At 64.0% G+C, this 14,696-nt stretch carries 13 protein-coding genes; 5 read left to right on the top strand and 8 right to left on the bottom strand.

What is annotated here, in order from left to right:
* Positions 1–40: 40 nt before the first annotated feature.
* Positions 41–1,327, bottom strand: a complete 1,287-nt coding sequence (locus H5P29_RS27080; RefSeq protein ID WP_154385325.1) for an FAD-binding oxidoreductase — start codon at positions 1,325–1,327, stop codon at positions 41–43.
* A gap of 113 nt (positions 1,328–1,440) precedes the next feature.
* A complete protein-coding gene (locus H5P29_RS27075) occupies positions 1,441–2,877 on the bottom strand; it encodes a glutamine synthetase family protein (RefSeq protein WP_182574789.1) in 1,437 nt (478 codons plus the stop codon).
* Positions 2,878–3,014: 137 nt separating this feature from the next.
* Here H5P29_RS27075 and H5P29_RS27070 point away from each other — a divergent pair, with 137 nt between their 5' ends.
* Positions 3,015–3,725: an HAD family hydrolase gene (locus H5P29_RS27070; protein WP_154385326.1), complete on the top strand. Its 711-nt coding sequence runs from the start codon at positions 3,015–3,017 to the stop codon at positions 3,723–3,725.
* A gap of 3 nt (positions 3,726–3,728) precedes the next feature.
* On the opposite strand, the gene H5P29_RS27065 is transcribed toward H5P29_RS27070, so the two are convergent.
* The 3 genes from H5P29_RS27065 to aceA form a co-directional block, all read right to left on the bottom strand.
* Positions 3,729–4,175, bottom strand: a complete 447-nt coding sequence (locus H5P29_RS27065; RefSeq protein WP_154385327.1) for a response regulator — start codon at positions 4,173–4,175, stop codon at positions 3,729–3,731.
* A gap of 231 nt (positions 4,176–4,406) precedes the next feature.
* On the bottom strand, positions 4,407–4,649 hold the full coding sequence (locus tag H5P29_RS27060; RefSeq protein WP_067965227.1) for a hypothetical protein: 243 nt from the start codon (positions 4,647–4,649) through the stop codon (positions 4,407–4,409).
* 93 nt (positions 4,650–4,742) lie between these two features.
* A complete protein-coding gene (gene aceA / locus H5P29_RS27055; protein ID WP_067965225.1) occupies positions 4,743–6,032 on the bottom strand; it encodes an isocitrate lyase in 1,290 nt (429 codons plus the stop codon).
* A 246-nt stretch (positions 6,033–6,278) separates the two neighbouring features.
* Between aceA and H5P29_RS27050 the strand changes: the two genes are divergently transcribed.
* On the top strand, positions 6,279–7,721 hold the full coding sequence (locus tag H5P29_RS27050) for a short-chain fatty acyl-CoA regulator family protein (protein WP_154385328.1): 1,443 nt from the start codon (positions 6,279–6,281) through the stop codon (positions 7,719–7,721).
* An 8-nt stretch (positions 7,722–7,729) separates the two neighbouring features.
* On the opposite strand, the gene H5P29_RS27045 is transcribed toward H5P29_RS27050, so the two are convergent.
* Complete coding sequence (locus H5P29_RS27045) at positions 7,730–9,781, bottom strand: bifunctional diguanylate cyclase/phosphodiesterase (RefSeq protein WP_154385329.1); 2,052 nt, start codon at positions 9,779–9,781, stop codon at positions 7,730–7,732.
* A gap of 221 nt (positions 9,782–10,002) precedes the next feature.
* On the opposite strand from H5P29_RS27045, the gene H5P29_RS32850 reads away from it, so the two are divergent.
* Positions 10,003–10,131 carry a hypothetical protein gene (locus H5P29_RS32850; protein WP_256438601.1) on the top strand — a complete coding sequence of 43 codons (129 nt, stop codon included), beginning with the start codon at positions 10,003–10,005 and terminating at the stop codon, positions 10,129–10,131.
* 93 nt (positions 10,132–10,224) lie between these two features.
* Positions 10,225–11,439, top strand: coding sequence for a hypothetical protein (locus H5P29_RS27040; protein WP_154385330.1), 1,215 nt, complete (start codon positions 10,225–10,227; stop codon positions 11,437–11,439).
* Between the two features lie 19 nt (positions 11,440–11,458).
* On the opposite strand, the gene H5P29_RS27035 is transcribed toward H5P29_RS27040, so the two are convergent.
* Positions 11,459–12,700 (bottom strand): MFS transporter, encoded by a 1,242-nt coding sequence (locus tag H5P29_RS27035; protein ID WP_154385331.1) that lies wholly within the window; start codon positions 12,698–12,700, stop codon positions 11,459–11,461.
* Entirely contained in the window at positions 12,697–13,245 is a 549-nt protein-coding gene (locus H5P29_RS27030) for an NADPH-dependent FMN reductase (RefSeq protein WP_154385332.1), read from the bottom strand. The genes H5P29_RS27035 and H5P29_RS27030 overlap by 4 nt, the downstream gene beginning before the upstream one ends.
* Positions 13,246–13,507: 262 nt before the next feature.
* Here H5P29_RS27030 and H5P29_RS27025 point away from each other — a divergent pair, with 262 nt between their 5' ends.
* Positions 13,508–14,464 (top strand): DMT family transporter, encoded by a 957-nt coding sequence (locus H5P29_RS27025; RefSeq protein WP_067967053.1) that lies wholly within the window; start codon positions 13,508–13,510, stop codon positions 14,462–14,464.
* Positions 14,465–14,696: the final 232 nt, after the last annotated feature.

Here is a 14,696-nt window from a genome sequence, read left to right as displayed (position 1 = left end):
CGCTTCGTAGATACGATCGACCAACTCGTCCGCCATGGCACTATATCCTGTCCCGCAGCGCGAACCAGTTGAGGGCGAGGAAAAGGAGCGGCGTCCGGAAACGCCGACCGCCGGGGAAGGGCGGGATCTTCAGCTCCTCGATCAGCTTGAGGCGGTCGCGGTTGCCGGCCACCGCCTCGGCGTAAAGTTTGCCGAAGAAGTTCGACAGCATCACCCCGTGGCCGGAGTAGCCGCCCATCGAGATGACGTTCGGCATCACCTCGCGCACGAACGGCTTGCGCGGCACGGTGATGCCGACATAGCCGCCCCAGCCATGGGTGATCTCGACATCCTTCAGTGCTGGGTAAATCTCGGTGATCTGCTTGCGGATGTGGATGTGGATGTCCTTGGGGTCGTTGACGCCGTAGATCTCGCGCCCGCCGAACAGCAGCCGCCCGTCCCGCGACTTGCGGAAGTAGCGCACGACGAAGCGGGAGTCGTCGACCGACTCGCCGCCGGGGATGACCTTCGAATCCGCGCCCAGCGGCACCGTGGCGCCGATGAACGAGCCGATCGGCATGATATGAGCGGCACTCACCGGCTCCAGCTTGCCGCCATAGGCGTTGACCGCGATCAGGCATTTCTGTGCCGTGATCGTGCCGCGCGGCGTCGTCACCCTGACCTTGCCGCCCTGTGAGGTGATGTCGGTCGATGGCGTGTTTTCGAAGAGGTGGGCGCCGGCGGCGGCCGCGGCGCGCCCCGTGCCGATCACCAGCTTGAGCGGATGAATGTGGCCGGTGCCGGTGTCGCGCGTGCCGCCATAGTAGTGCGTCGAGCCAAGCCGCTCGGCGGTTTCGCTCGCGTCCATGAAGCTGACATGCGGATAGTTGAAGCGGCTGGCCAAGATCTCGGCATGGGCCTTGTAGTCGTCGACATAACGCGGCTTGTGCGCCACCGACATCTGGCCCGGCATGTAGTCGATGTCGATGCCGTTGGCGGCGGTGAAATCGAGCAGGTGCGCCTTGGCCTCCTCGGCCAGGTCGAACAGCGCCTTGGCCCGGGTGAAGCCAAGCTCGCCTTCGAGCTCCTCGGCCCAGGCGCGCTGGCCGGTGCCGAGCTGGCCGCCATTGCGCCCCGAGGCGCCGTCGCCGAAGCGATGCGCCTCGATCAGAACGACATTGGTGCCCGCCTTGGCAAGATGCGTCGCTGCCGAAAGCCCGGTGAAGCCGCCGCCGATAATGACGACATCGGCCTGACGATCGCCGTCAAGCGCCGGATATTCGGGGCGGGGGCCAGCCGTGTCCTCGTACCAGGAGAAGCCGGGGGAAATAGGTGACTGATAGAGCATGATACGGAGATGGCTCCGGGATTTCGGGCGATGGGAGCAAACAGGGAATCGTGAGTAGCGAACAGGGAAATGAGCGCTTCTATTCGCTATTCCGCTGCTCGCTATTCGCTTCGTCACACGTTCAGCAACAAATACTCCCGCTCCCACGGACTGATCACTTCCATGAAGGTTTCGAACTCGGCGCGCTTGATCGCCGCGTAGGTCGAGGCGAAGGACTTGCCGAGCATCGTTGCCAGTTCGTCGTCGCTTTCGAACAGGTCGACGGCCTCAAGCAGGCCGCGCGGCAGGTCGATCTCGTCCTCGTTGGCGGTGGTCAGGATGGGCGGCTCGGCCACAAGCTTGTTGTTCATGCCGATCAGGCCGCAGGCGAGAGATGCCGCGAGCGCCAGATAGGGATTGGCATCCGAGGACGGGATGCGGTTTTCGACACGCCGCCCCGCCGGGTCCGAACGCGGCACGCGGAAGGCCGTGGTGCGGTTGTCGTAGCCCCACTTGTTGTTGACCGGCGCCGAGGCCGCCTGCGTCAGGCGGCGATACGAGTTCACGTAAGGCGCCAGCATCACCAGCGCATTCGGCACATGCTGCTGCATGCCGCCGATGAAGTGGAAAAACGCATCGGTTTCCGTGCCATCCTCGCCGGTGAAGATGTTCTTGCCGGACTTCCTGTCGACGATCGACTGGTGGATGTGCATCGCCGAGCCCGGTTGGCCCTGGATCGGCTTGGCCATGAAGGTGGCGTAGGTGTCGTGCTTCAGCGCCGCCTCGCGGATCGTGCGCTTGAACAGGAACACCTGGTCGGCGAGCTCGATCGGGTCGCCATGACGCAGGTTGATCTCGAGCTGGCCGGCACCTTCCTCGTGGATCAGTGTGTCGATCTCCAGGCCCTGCGCCTCGGAGAAATGGTAGATGTCGTCGATGAGTTCGTCGAACTCGTTGACGCCGGCGATCGAATAGCCGGCACCGCCGCCGATCGGGCGGCCGGAGCGTCCGACGGGCGGGGTCAGCGGGTAATCGGGATCGGGGTTCTTGCGGACGAGATAGAATTCGATTTCGGGCGCGACAACCGGCCTGAGGCCGACCTTTTCGTAGGCCGCCACCACGCGCTTCAGCACGTTGCGCGGCGTGAACTCGACGGGGCGGCCGTCCTGGTGGACGAGATCGCAGATCACCTGGGCGGTCGGATCGTCTTCCCACGGCACCACTGAAAGCGTCGAGAGATCCGGCACCAGCTTCAGGTCGCCGTCATCCTCCGGGTATTCGAAGCCGTTGCCATCTTCGGGATAGACGCCCGAGATCGTCATCATGAACGGTGCCGACGGCAAGGCCAGCGAGGTGTTGGAGGTGAACTTGCTGGACGGCATCATCTTGCCGCGGGCAACGCCGGCCTGGTCAGGCGTGATGCACTCTATGTCCTCGATACCGCGCCATTCGAGCCATTCGGAGGCTTCCTTCCAGTTCTTCACACCACGCTTGTTTTTCACAAATGCGGGCGTGCGGGCGCGAGCCCCCCGAGTGGTCGGACGGACTTCCTTCTTTGCAGGCGGCATCATTCACCAGATTGTCGTTGCAGATTGCCGAGTATAGCCGGGCGCCATGAAATAAGAAAAGGGGGGCAATCAGGCGATTCTGCTTGGGTTCGAACTGAAATCAGCTGGTTTCAGTCCGATTTTCGGCCTAGAGAGCCGCCATGACATCTGCTTTGCCCGCCCTCACCACCATCGGATTCGATGCCGACGACACGCTCTGGCAGAACGAGCAGTTCTTCCGCATGACGGAAGAACACTTCGCCGAATTGCTCGCCGATCATGGCGAGGCAGAGCAGTTGAAGTCACGCCTGCTGGAGGCCGAAAAGCGCAACCTCGGCACCTATGGCTTCGGCATCAAGGGTTTTACCCTGTCGATGATCGAGACCGCGATCGAGGTGACGGAAGGCCGGGTTCCGGCTTCTGTGATCGAGAAGATCCTGGCCGCCGGCCGCGAGATGCTCAGCCATCCTATCGAGACGCTGCCGCATGTCCATGACACGCTCGAGGCGCTGGCCGGCCGCTACCGGCTGGTGCTGATCACCAAGGGCGACCTGTTCGACCAGGAGCGCAAGCTGGCGCAGTCGGGCCTCGGCGATTTCTTCAATGCCGTCGAGATCGTCAGCGACAAGTCGCGGCCGACCTACGAGCGCATTTTCAGCAGCCACGGCGATGGGCCGGCACGCAGCATGATGATCGGCAATTCGCTCAAGTCCGACGTCGTGCCGGCGATCGAGGCCGGCAGCTGGGGCGTCTACATCCCCCACGACCTGACCTGGGCCTACGAGCATGTCGACGAACCGACAGCGGCCGCACGTTTCCGCAAGCTGCAGCATCTCGGCGAGCTGTCGAAGCTGTTGAAAAACCTCGACTGAGGTTCAGCAGCGGCCGAGCAGCTTTTCGACGACGGGCTGCAGCCGCTCCGGGGTGATTGGTTTGGCGACGACGATGTCGACGGCACTCGACAGCGATAGGCTTTCGGGCGTGCCGGCGCGGTTGGACAAAAGGATCACCGACGGCAGGTTGCTGCCGGACGCCAGCCTCAGCGACAGGATCGACTGCATCAGCCCGTCGCAATCCCGGTTGTCGCTGCCGCCGTCGAGGATGATCGTGCCCGGAGCCAGCGCGTGCAGCATCTCAGCTGCCGTATCAGGCGCTTCCGAGATCGTCTTCAGCCCGGAGCGTTCGACGATCTTGGCAACGACGACGCGGTTGATCGGGGAGCGTCCGACGACGAGCACCTTGCTCAGGTCAGCGACACAGCCTTCAAGGGTGCGCGCACTCTCATCCGGACTGCCGCCCGAATCTGGGTCATTCCATTTCATTGGCTTAGCCGACAGCTGAGGGCGTCTGTTCAATCGGGTTGCGTTCGGTCCCTTACGTTCGCGTCAACTGCGGGAAGTGTCAAGTAATACGCTGGAAACGACATTCGACTTTGGTAGCAGGCGATAGAAACTCGACAGGTGGGTCGTAGTCAAATGAGCCGTGGCTAAAAGACAAATCCCGTCCGCAGCAGGGGCTGCGGACGGGATCCGTGGGGGCAGAGGGAACGCTTGTCAGCCGTGTGGCTGCTGGGTGACGATGACGGGTATCAGCAGGTCACCCCAGTTTCCGTCGCCGCCATGGTGACGGGCCGAGCGGACCAGTTCCACCGACACGCCGGCCTCGACTGCCTTCATGACCGACTGGTTCAGGCGGTGCAGGTCGTTGGCGACGATGCGGATCACGGCCTGCTGGTCGGCGCTCATGGTGGTCGCCTGTTCTTCGGCTCGTTCCTTGACACGGGTACGCGGTGCCATTGTGGTTCTCCTCGGTGGTTGCCTTTGCCCTTGCGGGCGTTGCCTCGGGCGGTGCCCGGAGGCCTTGTGCCTCCGGGGGAGCTGGAGCCAGGCCTATTCGGCGGCCGGGCGGAACTGTTCGTGTTCGGTCGATTCGTGCATCGCGGTCGTCGACGACTTGCCGCCGGTGATCGCCATCGAGACGGCGTCGAAGTAGCCGGTGCCGACTTCGCGCTGGTGCTTGGTCGCGGTGTAGCCGTTCACTTCGGCTGCGAATTCCGCTTCCTGCAGCTCCGAATAGGCCGCCATCTGGCGATCCTTGTAGCCGCGGGCCAGCTCGAACATGCCGAAGTTGAGCTGGTGGAAACCAGCGAGCGTGATGAACTGGAACTTGTAGCCCATCGCGCCCAGCTCGCGCTGGAACTTGGCGATCGTCGCGTCGTCGAGGTTCTTCTTCCAGTTGAACGACGGCGAGCAGTTGTAGGCCAGCTTCTTGCCCGGATGCGCCTTGTGCACGGCCTCGGCGAACTTCCTCGCCTGCTCGAGGTCCGGCTTGCCGGTTTCCATCCAGATCAGGTCGCAGAACGGAGCGTAGGCGATGGCACGGGCAATGCAGGGCTCGATGCCGTTGCGCACCTGGTAGAAGCCTTCCACGGTCCGGCCGGCGTCGTAGTCGACGAAGGGCTGGTCACGCTCGTCGATGTCGGAGGTCAGCAGCTTTGCGGCTTCGGCGTCGGTGCGGGCGACGATCAGCGTCGAAGTGCCCATCACGTCGGCGGCGAGACGCGCGGCGTTGAGATTGCGGATGTGCGCCGCAGTCGGGATCAGCACCTTGCCGCCGAGGTGGCCGCACTTCTTTTCCGAAGCCAGTTGGTCCTCGAAGTGGACGCCGGCAGCACCTGCCTCGATGAAGGCCTTCATGATCTCGAAGGCGTTGAGCGGGCCGCCGAAGCCGGCTTCCGCGTCAGCCACGATCGGGGCGAACCAGGTGTCGACCGAAAGACCCTTGCCCTCCGAGGTCTCGATCTGGTCGGCGCGCTGCAGCGTGCGGTTGATGCGCTTGACCAGTTCGGGCGCAGCGTTGGCCGGGTAGAGCGACTGGTCGGGATACATTGCCGAAGCAGTGTTGGCGTCGGCGGCGACCTGCCAGCCCGAGAGGTAAATCGCCTTCAGGCCGGCGCGGACCTGCTGCATCGCCTGGTTGCCGGACATGGCGCCGAGCGCGTTGACGAAGTTCTCCTCGTGGATCAGCTTCCACAAGCGGTTGGCGCCCATTTCGGCCAGGGTCTGCTTGATCTGGACGGAGCCGCGCAGCCGCTTCACGTCCTCCGGCGAGTAGGGGCGCTCGATGCCGTCGAAACGGCCTTCCGGGGCTGAAGGGACGAGGTTGTAAAAATCGGTCATTGTCGACTCCGTCTGGTCACTTAGGTCTGGGGGCGGCCACCGCGTCTTGGGTTTGTTTGCGGCGATTTCTATGTGACTTGTTTGACATTGCAGCGCCGAAGCAGCCAGAAAATTCAACGAAATGCAGCAAATAATAGGGAAAACCTGTGTTGTGTTTGACAGAACGCCGCTGTAAATTTGTAAAGAATGTAAAAAGGTCGGGTAGGCTAGTCCCCCTGCTTTCGTTGTAAATTCGGTGTAAAAGCCATGGCCGAGCAGAAAATCTTCGCCGGACCGCGCATCCGGCGCATCCGTAACCAGAAGGGCTTGACCCAGACGGCGATGGCCGAGGGCCTAGGCATCTCGCCGTCCTATCTCAATCTCATCGAGCGCAATCAGCGCCCGCTGACGGTGCAGCTCATCCTCAAGCTGGCCTCGGTCTACAAGGTCGATCCGGATGAGCTGCAGGGTGAGGCGAGGGGCTCGATCGCAGCACTTCGAGAGGTTTTCGCCGACCCGCTTCTGTCGGGCGAATTGCCCGGCGACCAGGAACTGGTCGAGATCGCCGAGGCCGCGCCCAACGCAGCGGCTGCGGTGATCAAGCTGTTCCGCGCCTATCGCGAGCAGGCCGAGCGCCTGTCCGACCTGACCGAGCTGCTGGCGCGCGAGGGGCACACCACGGCCCTGTCGGGTGCCCGGTTGCCGATCGACGAAGTGCACGAGGTGTTCGAGCGCCGACCCAACCACTTCACTTCGCTGGAAGAAGAAGCTGAAGCGTTCACCTCGCTGCTCGATCCCGGCGACGACCTGTTGGGCGCGCTGAAGGGCTGGTTGCGGCGTGAGCATGGCATCGTCGTCAAGGTGCTGCCGGTCGCCACCATGCCCAACTGGCGCCGTCGCTACGACCGCCATTCGCAGCGCCTGTTCCTGTCCGAGCGCCTGTCGCCCTTCGACCAGCTGCGCGAAGTGGCGATGGAGGCGAGCCTGATCCGCATGCAGGTCGCCGTCGCCGCCGAAATCCAGGCGCTGAAACTCTCTTCCGACGAAGCCAAGCGTCTCGCCCGCTTCGAGCTCGGCCGCTACGCCGCCCATGCGCTGATGATGCCTTATCAGGCGTTTCATTCGGCCGCCCAGCGGGCGCGCTACGACGTTGACGTTCTGCGCTCGCGCTTCGGCGTGTCGTTCGAACAGGCGGCGAACCGTCTGACCATGCTGCAGCGCTCAGGCAGTGCTGCGGTTCCGTTCTTCATGCTCGAGGTCGACAACGCCGGCAACCGCTTCCGCAAGGCAGGCGCGCAAGGCTTTCCGCAGAGCCGTTTCGGCGGCGGCTGCCCCAAACTTCCGGTCCATGCCGCCTTCACCCAGCCGGGGCAGATCTTCGTCGAGGCGGTGGAAATGCCCGATGGCGCCGAATTTCTCTGCGTTGCGCGCACCCTCGAGGGGCCGCAGGGCGCCTTCAGCGAACGCCCCCGGCGCACGGCGATCCTGCTCGGCTGCGACATCGCCTTCCGCGACGAGATCGTCTATGGCGCCGCCCTTCCGGCGCTTGCCGTTGGCGCCAAGCCCGGCCTGGTGGCCGCGACCCCAGTCGGCCCGGCCTGCCGGCTTTGCGAGCGGTCCGGCTGCCTGTCGCGCGCCGAGCCGCCGATCACCCGGCCGCTCGGTCTCGACGAGATGGTGACTGGCCTGTCAGCCTTCGATTTCCAGTAAGCGCCGGATCAGGCGCTCAGCTTGCCGGCGTTTTCGTCCTGCCATGTGCCCGACTGGGCGAGCGCATGTGCGGTGGAGGAATCCACCGGCCGGCCGTAGAGAAAACCTTGCGCCTCGTCGCAGCGCCGGTCCTTCAGGAAGGCGGCCTGGAAGTCGGTCTCGACGCCCTCGGCTAGGACCGGGATCGACAGCTTGTGGCCGAGCTCGATGACCGTTTCGATGACACTGGTCGCCTGGGCCTGGCGGCCGAGCGCGTTGAGGAAGCTGCGGTCGACCTTGATCTTGTCGAAGGGGAAGGAAAACAGCGTCGACAGCGACGAATAGCCGGTGCCGAAATCGTCCATGGCGACGCGGACACCAAGAGCCTTGATCTTGCGCAGCACAAGCAGAGCCTGGCCCGGATTGTCGATCAGCATGGTCTCGGTGATCTCGATCTCGAGCCGCGTCGGCTCCAGGCCAGTCTCGGTTAGGATCTCGGTCAGCCGCTCGGCGAAGTTGGGACGCATCAGCTGCACCGGCGACACGTTGACCGCAACGCCCATGGGTGTTGGCCACAACGTCGCCTCGCGGCAGGCCTGCATCAGCACCCAGTCGCCGATCTCGACGATGATGCCGGTCTGCTCGGCAACCGGAATGAAGTCGGCAGGCGAGACCTCGCCAAGCTGCGGGCTGGACCAGCGCAGCAGCGCCTCGAAGCCGAGCAGTTGGCGTTTCTTCATCGAGATCTGCGGCTGGAACACGAGACGCAGTGCGTTGTCGGCGATGGCGCTGCGCAGGCCGATGGCGATCTGGCCGCGGCGGCGGCCGTCCTCGTCGGCGTCGGCATCATACCAGCACCAACTGCCGTCCTGCAGCTTCTTGGACCGGTACATGGCAAGGTCGGCGCGAGTCGTCAGTTCGTCGACGCTGTCGCCGTCCTTGGGACAGACCGAAATGCCGATACTGGCGCTGATCGAGAAGCGGCCCTTGCCCAGTTCGTTGGGGCGCGAGAAGGCGTCGCTGATGCGGGCGGCGAACTCCTCCACCTCGTTCTCGCGGGTGAACGGCTTGACTGCGATGAACTCGTCGCCGCCGATCCGGGCAAAAAACTCGCCCTCGATCAGCGCTGCACGCATCCTTGCCGTGGTCTGGACCAGCACTGCGTCGCCGGCGGCATGGCCGTAGACGTCATTGATTTCCTTGAAGCGGTTGAGGTCGACGGCAATGATCGCCAACGAGGTGCCCGCTGCCTGCTTCAGCCGCATCGGCAGCTCGTCGCGAACCGCGGCGCGGTTGGGCAGGCCGGTCAGCGGATCGTGCATGGCCAGGTGCCGGAAATGCGCGACGGCGTCCTGCTGACCCTGCTCTTCGGCCAGGTGGGTCACCGCGCCGAGCATCACCACAAGTACGGTCACCAGGACGACCAGGATCGCCAGCACGCTGTCGGACATCAGCTGGCTGGGGACTGCGACGCGTGGGTCGGGCGTGATCTGCACCGCGCCCATGGCGGTGAAGTGCATGATGCCGATGCCCAGGATCAGGGCTGCCATGCCGGCATAGTGGCTGGTGCGGGTGGTGCCGCGCGCCACACGGTTGGTGGCAAGCATGCCGAGTGCCGCGCCCGCGGCGACGGAAAAGGCAACGAAGGAGGGATCGTAGCTGATCGTGCCGGCGACGACGAAACCGCGCATTCCGGCGAAATGCATCAGCGCGATGCCGGAACCGATCACGCCGCCACCGGCCTCGATCATCCAGTCACGTTCGCGGCTGGCGGCGATCATGAAGCCAGCCATCGAGGTGGCGATGGCAAAGGCCAACGACAGCACGGTGAAATTGGGCTCGAAGCCGTGCTCGACATTGGGAATGAAGCCAAGCATCGCCAAGAAATGCGTCGTCCAGATCGTCATGCCGCCGGCCAGGCCGGCCATGACGAGGAAGGCCACGTGCTTGGCGCGCCGGACGTTGCGGGCACGGGCGTACAAGCGCATCGACACCACGCAGCCGAGCGCGCAGATGGCCAGGGCAGCGGCAACAAAACGATAGTCGTGGGCGGTGACGAGGCAGTTGAGTACGGTCAGCATGAACGGTTCCTTGCGCGTCGGCCGAAACTCGGGACGTTTTCGGAAAGCGCGACGCGCAGTTCCAGAGTTTGGCCGGCTTTATCCGAGACAAACCTTGCCGATCCGTTTCACCCCATTGGGCCACGGCGCGTGGTTGACTTGGCAGGTAATTGAAGGTCGCGTGCGCCGCACCCATGTGCTGTCCGAAACTGGGCGGTGACCCAGTATTTGGAGGCGTTCACATGAGTAATTCTGATGTCCGACCCAAGTCGAGGCGGTGGCCGAAGCGTGTGTCGCTTGCTGTTCTGGCATTGCTGATCGTCGTTGTGCTGCCGCTCGGCGTCATCTTGTATCCGGTATTCAAGTCCTAACCGGCCGCGGCTTCATCTGCCGGCAGTTCGCAGGCTGACGAGAACGCGCAGGATTTGGCTCATCTTCGCAACATGCAGCTGGTCGAGCGCAGCTTGACGGCTGAAACCAGTGCCGCATTTGTTAAGGAAGTCGATGAACTGACGGCCCGCGCATCAGAACTCGACCGGCCTGCGCTGGCGATGGGCGCGGCAAAGGCGGTCGCCCTTGCCCATAACGGCCACACCAACGTTCTCGGTCTTGCCGGCGGGCAGGGCTTTAACGCCATCCCGCTGCGGCTGGGCTGGTTTGCCGACGGGCTTTTCGTTGTTCGCGCCACAGTGGAGCATCGCGATCTTCTCGGGGCGCAAGTGCTCATGGCGAACGGAAGGACCCCGGACGAGCTGGTCGCGGCATTGCGGCCCTATGTCGGCGGCACCGAAACATACGTGCGCGAGCTGTCGCCGAATTTCATGATTTCGCCGGAGCTGCTCCACGCGGCCCAACTGGCCGCCAAAGCGGACGAGAGCGCGTTTCGTTTCCGCAAGGCCGACGGTTCCGAGATCGTGCGCACGCTTGGCGTCGCGCCGGAGAAAGGCGAGCCTTCGACGAGAACCGTCTGGCCGAAGCGCGACCTCAGTCCGGTTGCGCTTGACAAGGGTGGCCCCGGTTGGGTCCATGTTCTGGACGGCGTCACGCCGCCCTATCTTTCGCGTCCCGATCAGAACGCGTGGCACAGCTATCTCGAAGAAGACGGTATCCTCTACGTCCAGATCAACCGTTTCCGCGATGCGGACGGGGCGTCGATGGCCGACTATCTGGCTGGCGTGCTGGAGGAGGCTGGCAAGCGCGACGTCAGGCATGCCGTCGTCGACCTCAGGTTCAGCCCGGGCGGCAACTACATGCTCGGCACCGATTTCTCGCGCCTGCTGCCCGAGGCCGTGCCCAATGGCCGCATCTTCATCCTGACCAGCGGCAACACGTTTTCGGCGGCGATCAGCATCGCGTCACGGCTGAAATATTATGCCGGCGAGCGTGCTGCGCTGGTCGGCGAGGAGATGGGTGACGCCGGCCAGATGTGGGGCGAGGGCGGCACGACGATCATGCCCAATTCCAGAATCGCGTTTCGCTACACCACCGCCTATCACGACTGGGAGAACGGCTGCCGGCTATCGCAGCTGGCCACCTGTTTCCTGCCGAACTATGTCTACGGCACCGCCGCGGGTTCCCTGCGGCCCACGGTCCCCGTCGCCCAGACCTTCGCCAGCTACGTTTCCGGCGACGACGCCGTCCTGTCGGAAGTGCGGAAGCTGGCGAAACAGGCCAAATAAGAAGCCGAGCAGGCTTCCGTTAGCTGCGGTGGCCTGCCCTGTTTGTCCGGTCGGTGCTTGCGCGGAAGGCGGCCGCTGCTGCGGCAAGCATGGCGCCGCCGCCGACAACGAGCCCGGTGTAGAGGTAGGTGTCGGCGAAGCCGAAGGCCGCGATCATCGGTTGGCTGGCGAAGGGCGAGATGAAGTGTCCCGCGAAGATGCTGGCGGTCATGCCGCCGGCAACGCGTCCCCGCATTTCGGGTGCCGCCGCCGTCATCGCCGCCGCTGCGATGTTGGGCATCATCATGCCAAGGCCCAGGCCGACAACTATTGCTGCCAGCAGGACCATGACAAGCGCACTGGCAAACCCCAGCAGGACGTAGCCTGTACCCATCAGGCCGAAGGCGAGACTGAACACGCCGACCACGCCGAGTCTGGCGCGCAGGCGCGCATAGGCCAAAGCGGCAACCGCTCCGATCAGGCTGCTGAGCCCGATGGCGAGGCCGGCCAGTGTCGGTGAGCCGATGCCCATGGCGTTGAGATGGAACGGCAGCTGGACCGGCAACAGGTAGAAGGCGACGCTGTTGAGCACCGCCGCGCTGTAGACGGCGAAGACCGCGAGCCATGCCGTGCCGGCAGAGGCTTTGGCGGCAACGGTCGCCGACGCAATGCGGTTGCGGACCGGTTCGTCGATGAACGCAATGACAGCCGGGATCAGCAGCAGCGACAGGCCGTAGACAGCGAAGGGTGCACGCCAGTGCACTTCGGCGAGCATGCCGCCGCCGGTCAGGAAGATCAGCCCGCCAAAGCCGACAAATGCCGATTGACAGCCCATGAAACGATCACGCGCCGGGCCGCTGAAATAGTCGCCGACAAGTGCCGTTGCCGTCGTCATCACGCCGGCAACGGCGACGCCGAGCAGCGCGCGTCCGACCAGAAGCGCGGGCAGGCTATCGGCCACCAGCCCCGACATGCCACCGAGACCATAGAGCAGGGCCGCGGCGATCAGCAGCGGCTGGCGACCGAAGCGGTCGGCCAGTCCGCCGGCGAATGGGGCGCAGATGACGATGGACAGCGCCGGCAGTGTCAGCACCATCCTCGTCAGGATCTCGACGTTGGGACTGCCGACGAAATGGCTTTCGATGGCCGGCAGCGACGGCGAAATGGTCGCGCCCGACATGATCGTCAATGTGCTGATCAAAAGAAGTGTCAAGTTGCGGCCGGCAAGCCGGTCGGGCAGAGCCGCCGCTTCCGCGACCCGAACCGGTTGCAGCGCGCTCATGCGGCCACCTCGAGATAGGGCGTGTTGGCACGTGCCTCGCGCAGGTTGATTGCCCACCATTGCAGGCGGGCGAGCAACGCCGACATCGCCTTGCGCGCATCGCGCGGGTCCATCAGCGTGCCGTTGCGGTCGAACTTGCTCCAGGCGCTGGCAAAACTCACCGTGTCGCGGATTGCCACGACATGCAGTTCGGCAAACACCAGGCGCAACTGTTCGATCGCCCGCAACCCGCCCGAAATGCCGCCATAGGAGACGAAGGCCAGCGGCTTTGCCTGCCACTGGATGCTGTGGGCGTCGATCAGTGCCTTGAGGTCGGCGGTGTAGCCGTGATTGTACTCCGGCGTCACCACCAGGAAGGCGTCGGCATCGCCAAGGCGGCGGGCGACATCGGCACGGTTTCGGCCGAGGTCGCGCGGGTCGATAAAGTCGATGGCAAACTGCTGGTGGCCCGCAATTTCGGCGGCAACCCAGTTGACCACGGTATCGCAGAAACGGCCCTCACGGGCGCTGCCATAGATGATGGCGAGCTTTATTTTCTGGGGCATTTCAGGGGTGGCTCCATTTCGGTATCGGTGTTGGAGCCGCTTCTGTAAAAGCTCAACTAATATTGAGGTCAAGAAGAAAATTGAGCGCCGTCGGATTGTTCGCTTCGACATCGCTGGGGGATTGTTCGAATGCAGCGCGGTTTGCCACAACCATCGTCATGGGCTGGACCACGCAGTAGCTTGAGCGATGAGGTAGCGAATTGGACCGTTTCAAGTCGTTGTGAGCATATCCAGCCACCCCAACGTCATCGATACTGAGGCCATGACAGACCCGGCAGTTCCGCTATCCGACGCCACTGCGCCGCAGGTTTCTCGGCGCGACGAGCGCTTGGGCATCGCCCTGGTGTTCCTGTCGGCGCTGATGTGGAGCCTGGGTGGCGCCATCGGCCGCTTCATCGAGATCGACGACATCTGGACCGTGGTGTTCTGGCGCTCGTTCTGGGCGGCAGCCTTTCTGCTGGCATTCATGGTTTGGCGTGACGGCTTCCGCGGAACGCTGCAATTGTTCCGCGGCATGGGGCTGCCCGGTCTGCTGGTGGCAATCTGCTTTGCCACCGCCTCGACGTCTTTCGTCATCGCCCTTGCCTACACCACCGTCGCCAATGTCCTTTTGATGCAGGCTGGCGTGCCGTTGCTTGCGGCGCTGTTTGCCTGGGTGCTGTTTCGCGAGCGGGTGGCGCTGGCGACATGGGCGGCGATCCTGGCGGTGATCGTCGGCGTGGCGATCATGGTTTCGGAGTCGCTCACCGGCAAGGTTTCGCCGATTGGTGACGGCCTCGCCTTGCTGATAGCAGTGGTGTTTTCGATCGCTACCGTCATCACCCGCCGCTTCTCCCATGTGCGCATGACGCCGGCCACCTGCCTCGGCACCATGATCGCGGCGGCTTTTGCCGCCTCGCAAGCCTCGGCCTTTGCCGTCTCGCCGCGCGAGATGGGTTTTCTGTTTGCCTTCGGCGTCGTCAATCTCGGTCTGGGCCTCGCCTTCTTCGCCACCGGGGCGCGGTTGATCCCGGCGGCCGTCGCCGCGCTGATCGGCACCTTCGAGCCGATGCTCGGGCCGATCTGGGTCTGGCTCGTCCATTCCGAAGTGCCGTCGCTCCGTACCATATCAGGCGGTGCGGTCATTTTCGTCGCCTTGCTCGTGCATCTCGGGCTCGAGTTCAGGCGCCAGGCGCAACCGCAAAGACCCGGTGTCACCGGCATGCCGATGCCCGATTGATCAATTGGTCGTTTACCATTGACAATACTACCGTCGGGCGGGCAGGCTGAGCGTCGAGGGTAACAACAACACAGGCGTATCTTGCCAGGTTCCACTGCCGGGGCTTCGGTGTCCGCAGATGTAAATCGCCGTAACGTTTGCGCCGGGTCGCGAGCCGGCGGGAGCGCGCTACCTTCATCACTCGATTTTTGTACAGGATCAGGATGCGCCGGGACGGGTGCGTCCGCAACGG

This window comes from Aminobacter sp. MDW-2, assembly GCF_014250155.1.
Lineage (GTDB): Bacteria > Pseudomonadota > Alphaproteobacteria > Rhizobiales > Rhizobiaceae > Aminobacter > Aminobacter ciceronei.
This window is presented reverse-complemented; position numbering and strand designations above follow the sequence as displayed.

Excerpts from the sequence above, each read along its gene's own strand:
- H5P29_RS27080 (WP_154385325.1), bottom strand. The coding sequence starts at position 1,327 with ATGCTCTATCAGTCACCTATTTCCCCCGGCTTCTCCTGGTACGAGGAC.
- H5P29_RS27075 (WP_182574789.1), bottom strand. The coding sequence starts at position 2,877 with ATGATGCCGCCTGCAAAGAAGGAAGTCCGTCCGACCACTCGGGGGGCT.
- H5P29_RS27070 (WP_154385326.1), top strand. The coding sequence starts at position 3,015 with ATGACATCTGCTTTGCCCGCCCTCACCACCATCGGATTCGATGCCGAC.
- H5P29_RS27065 (WP_154385327.1), bottom strand. The coding sequence starts at position 4,175 with ATGAAATGGAATGACCCAGATTCGGGCGGCAGTCCGGATGAGAGTGCG.
- H5P29_RS27060 (WP_067965227.1), bottom strand. The coding sequence starts at position 4,649 with ATGGCACCGCGTACCCGTGTCAAGGAACGAGCCGAAGAACAGGCGACC.
- aceA (WP_067965225.1), bottom strand. The coding sequence starts at position 6,032 with ATGACCGATTTTTACAACCTCGTCCCTTCAGCCCCGGAAGGCCGTTTC.
- H5P29_RS27050 (WP_154385328.1), top strand. The coding sequence starts at position 6,279 with ATGGCCGAGCAGAAAATCTTCGCCGGACCGCGCATCCGGCGCATCCGT.
- H5P29_RS27045 (WP_154385329.1), bottom strand. The coding sequence starts at position 9,781 with ATGCTGACCGTACTCAACTGCCTCGTCACCGCCCACGACTATCGTTTT.
- H5P29_RS32850 (WP_256438601.1), top strand. The coding sequence starts at position 10,003 with ATGAGTAATTCTGATGTCCGACCCAAGTCGAGGCGGTGGCCGAAGCGT.
- H5P29_RS27035 (WP_154385331.1), bottom strand. The coding sequence starts at position 12,700 with ATGAGCGCGCTGCAACCGGTTCGGGTCGCGGAAGCGGCGGCTCTGCCC.
- H5P29_RS27030 (WP_154385332.1), bottom strand. The coding sequence starts at position 13,245 with ATGCCCCAGAAAATAAAGCTCGCCATCATCTATGGCAGCGCCCGTGAG.
- H5P29_RS27025 (WP_067967053.1), top strand. The coding sequence starts at position 13,508 with ATGACAGACCCGGCAGTTCCGCTATCCGACGCCACTGCGCCGCAGGTT.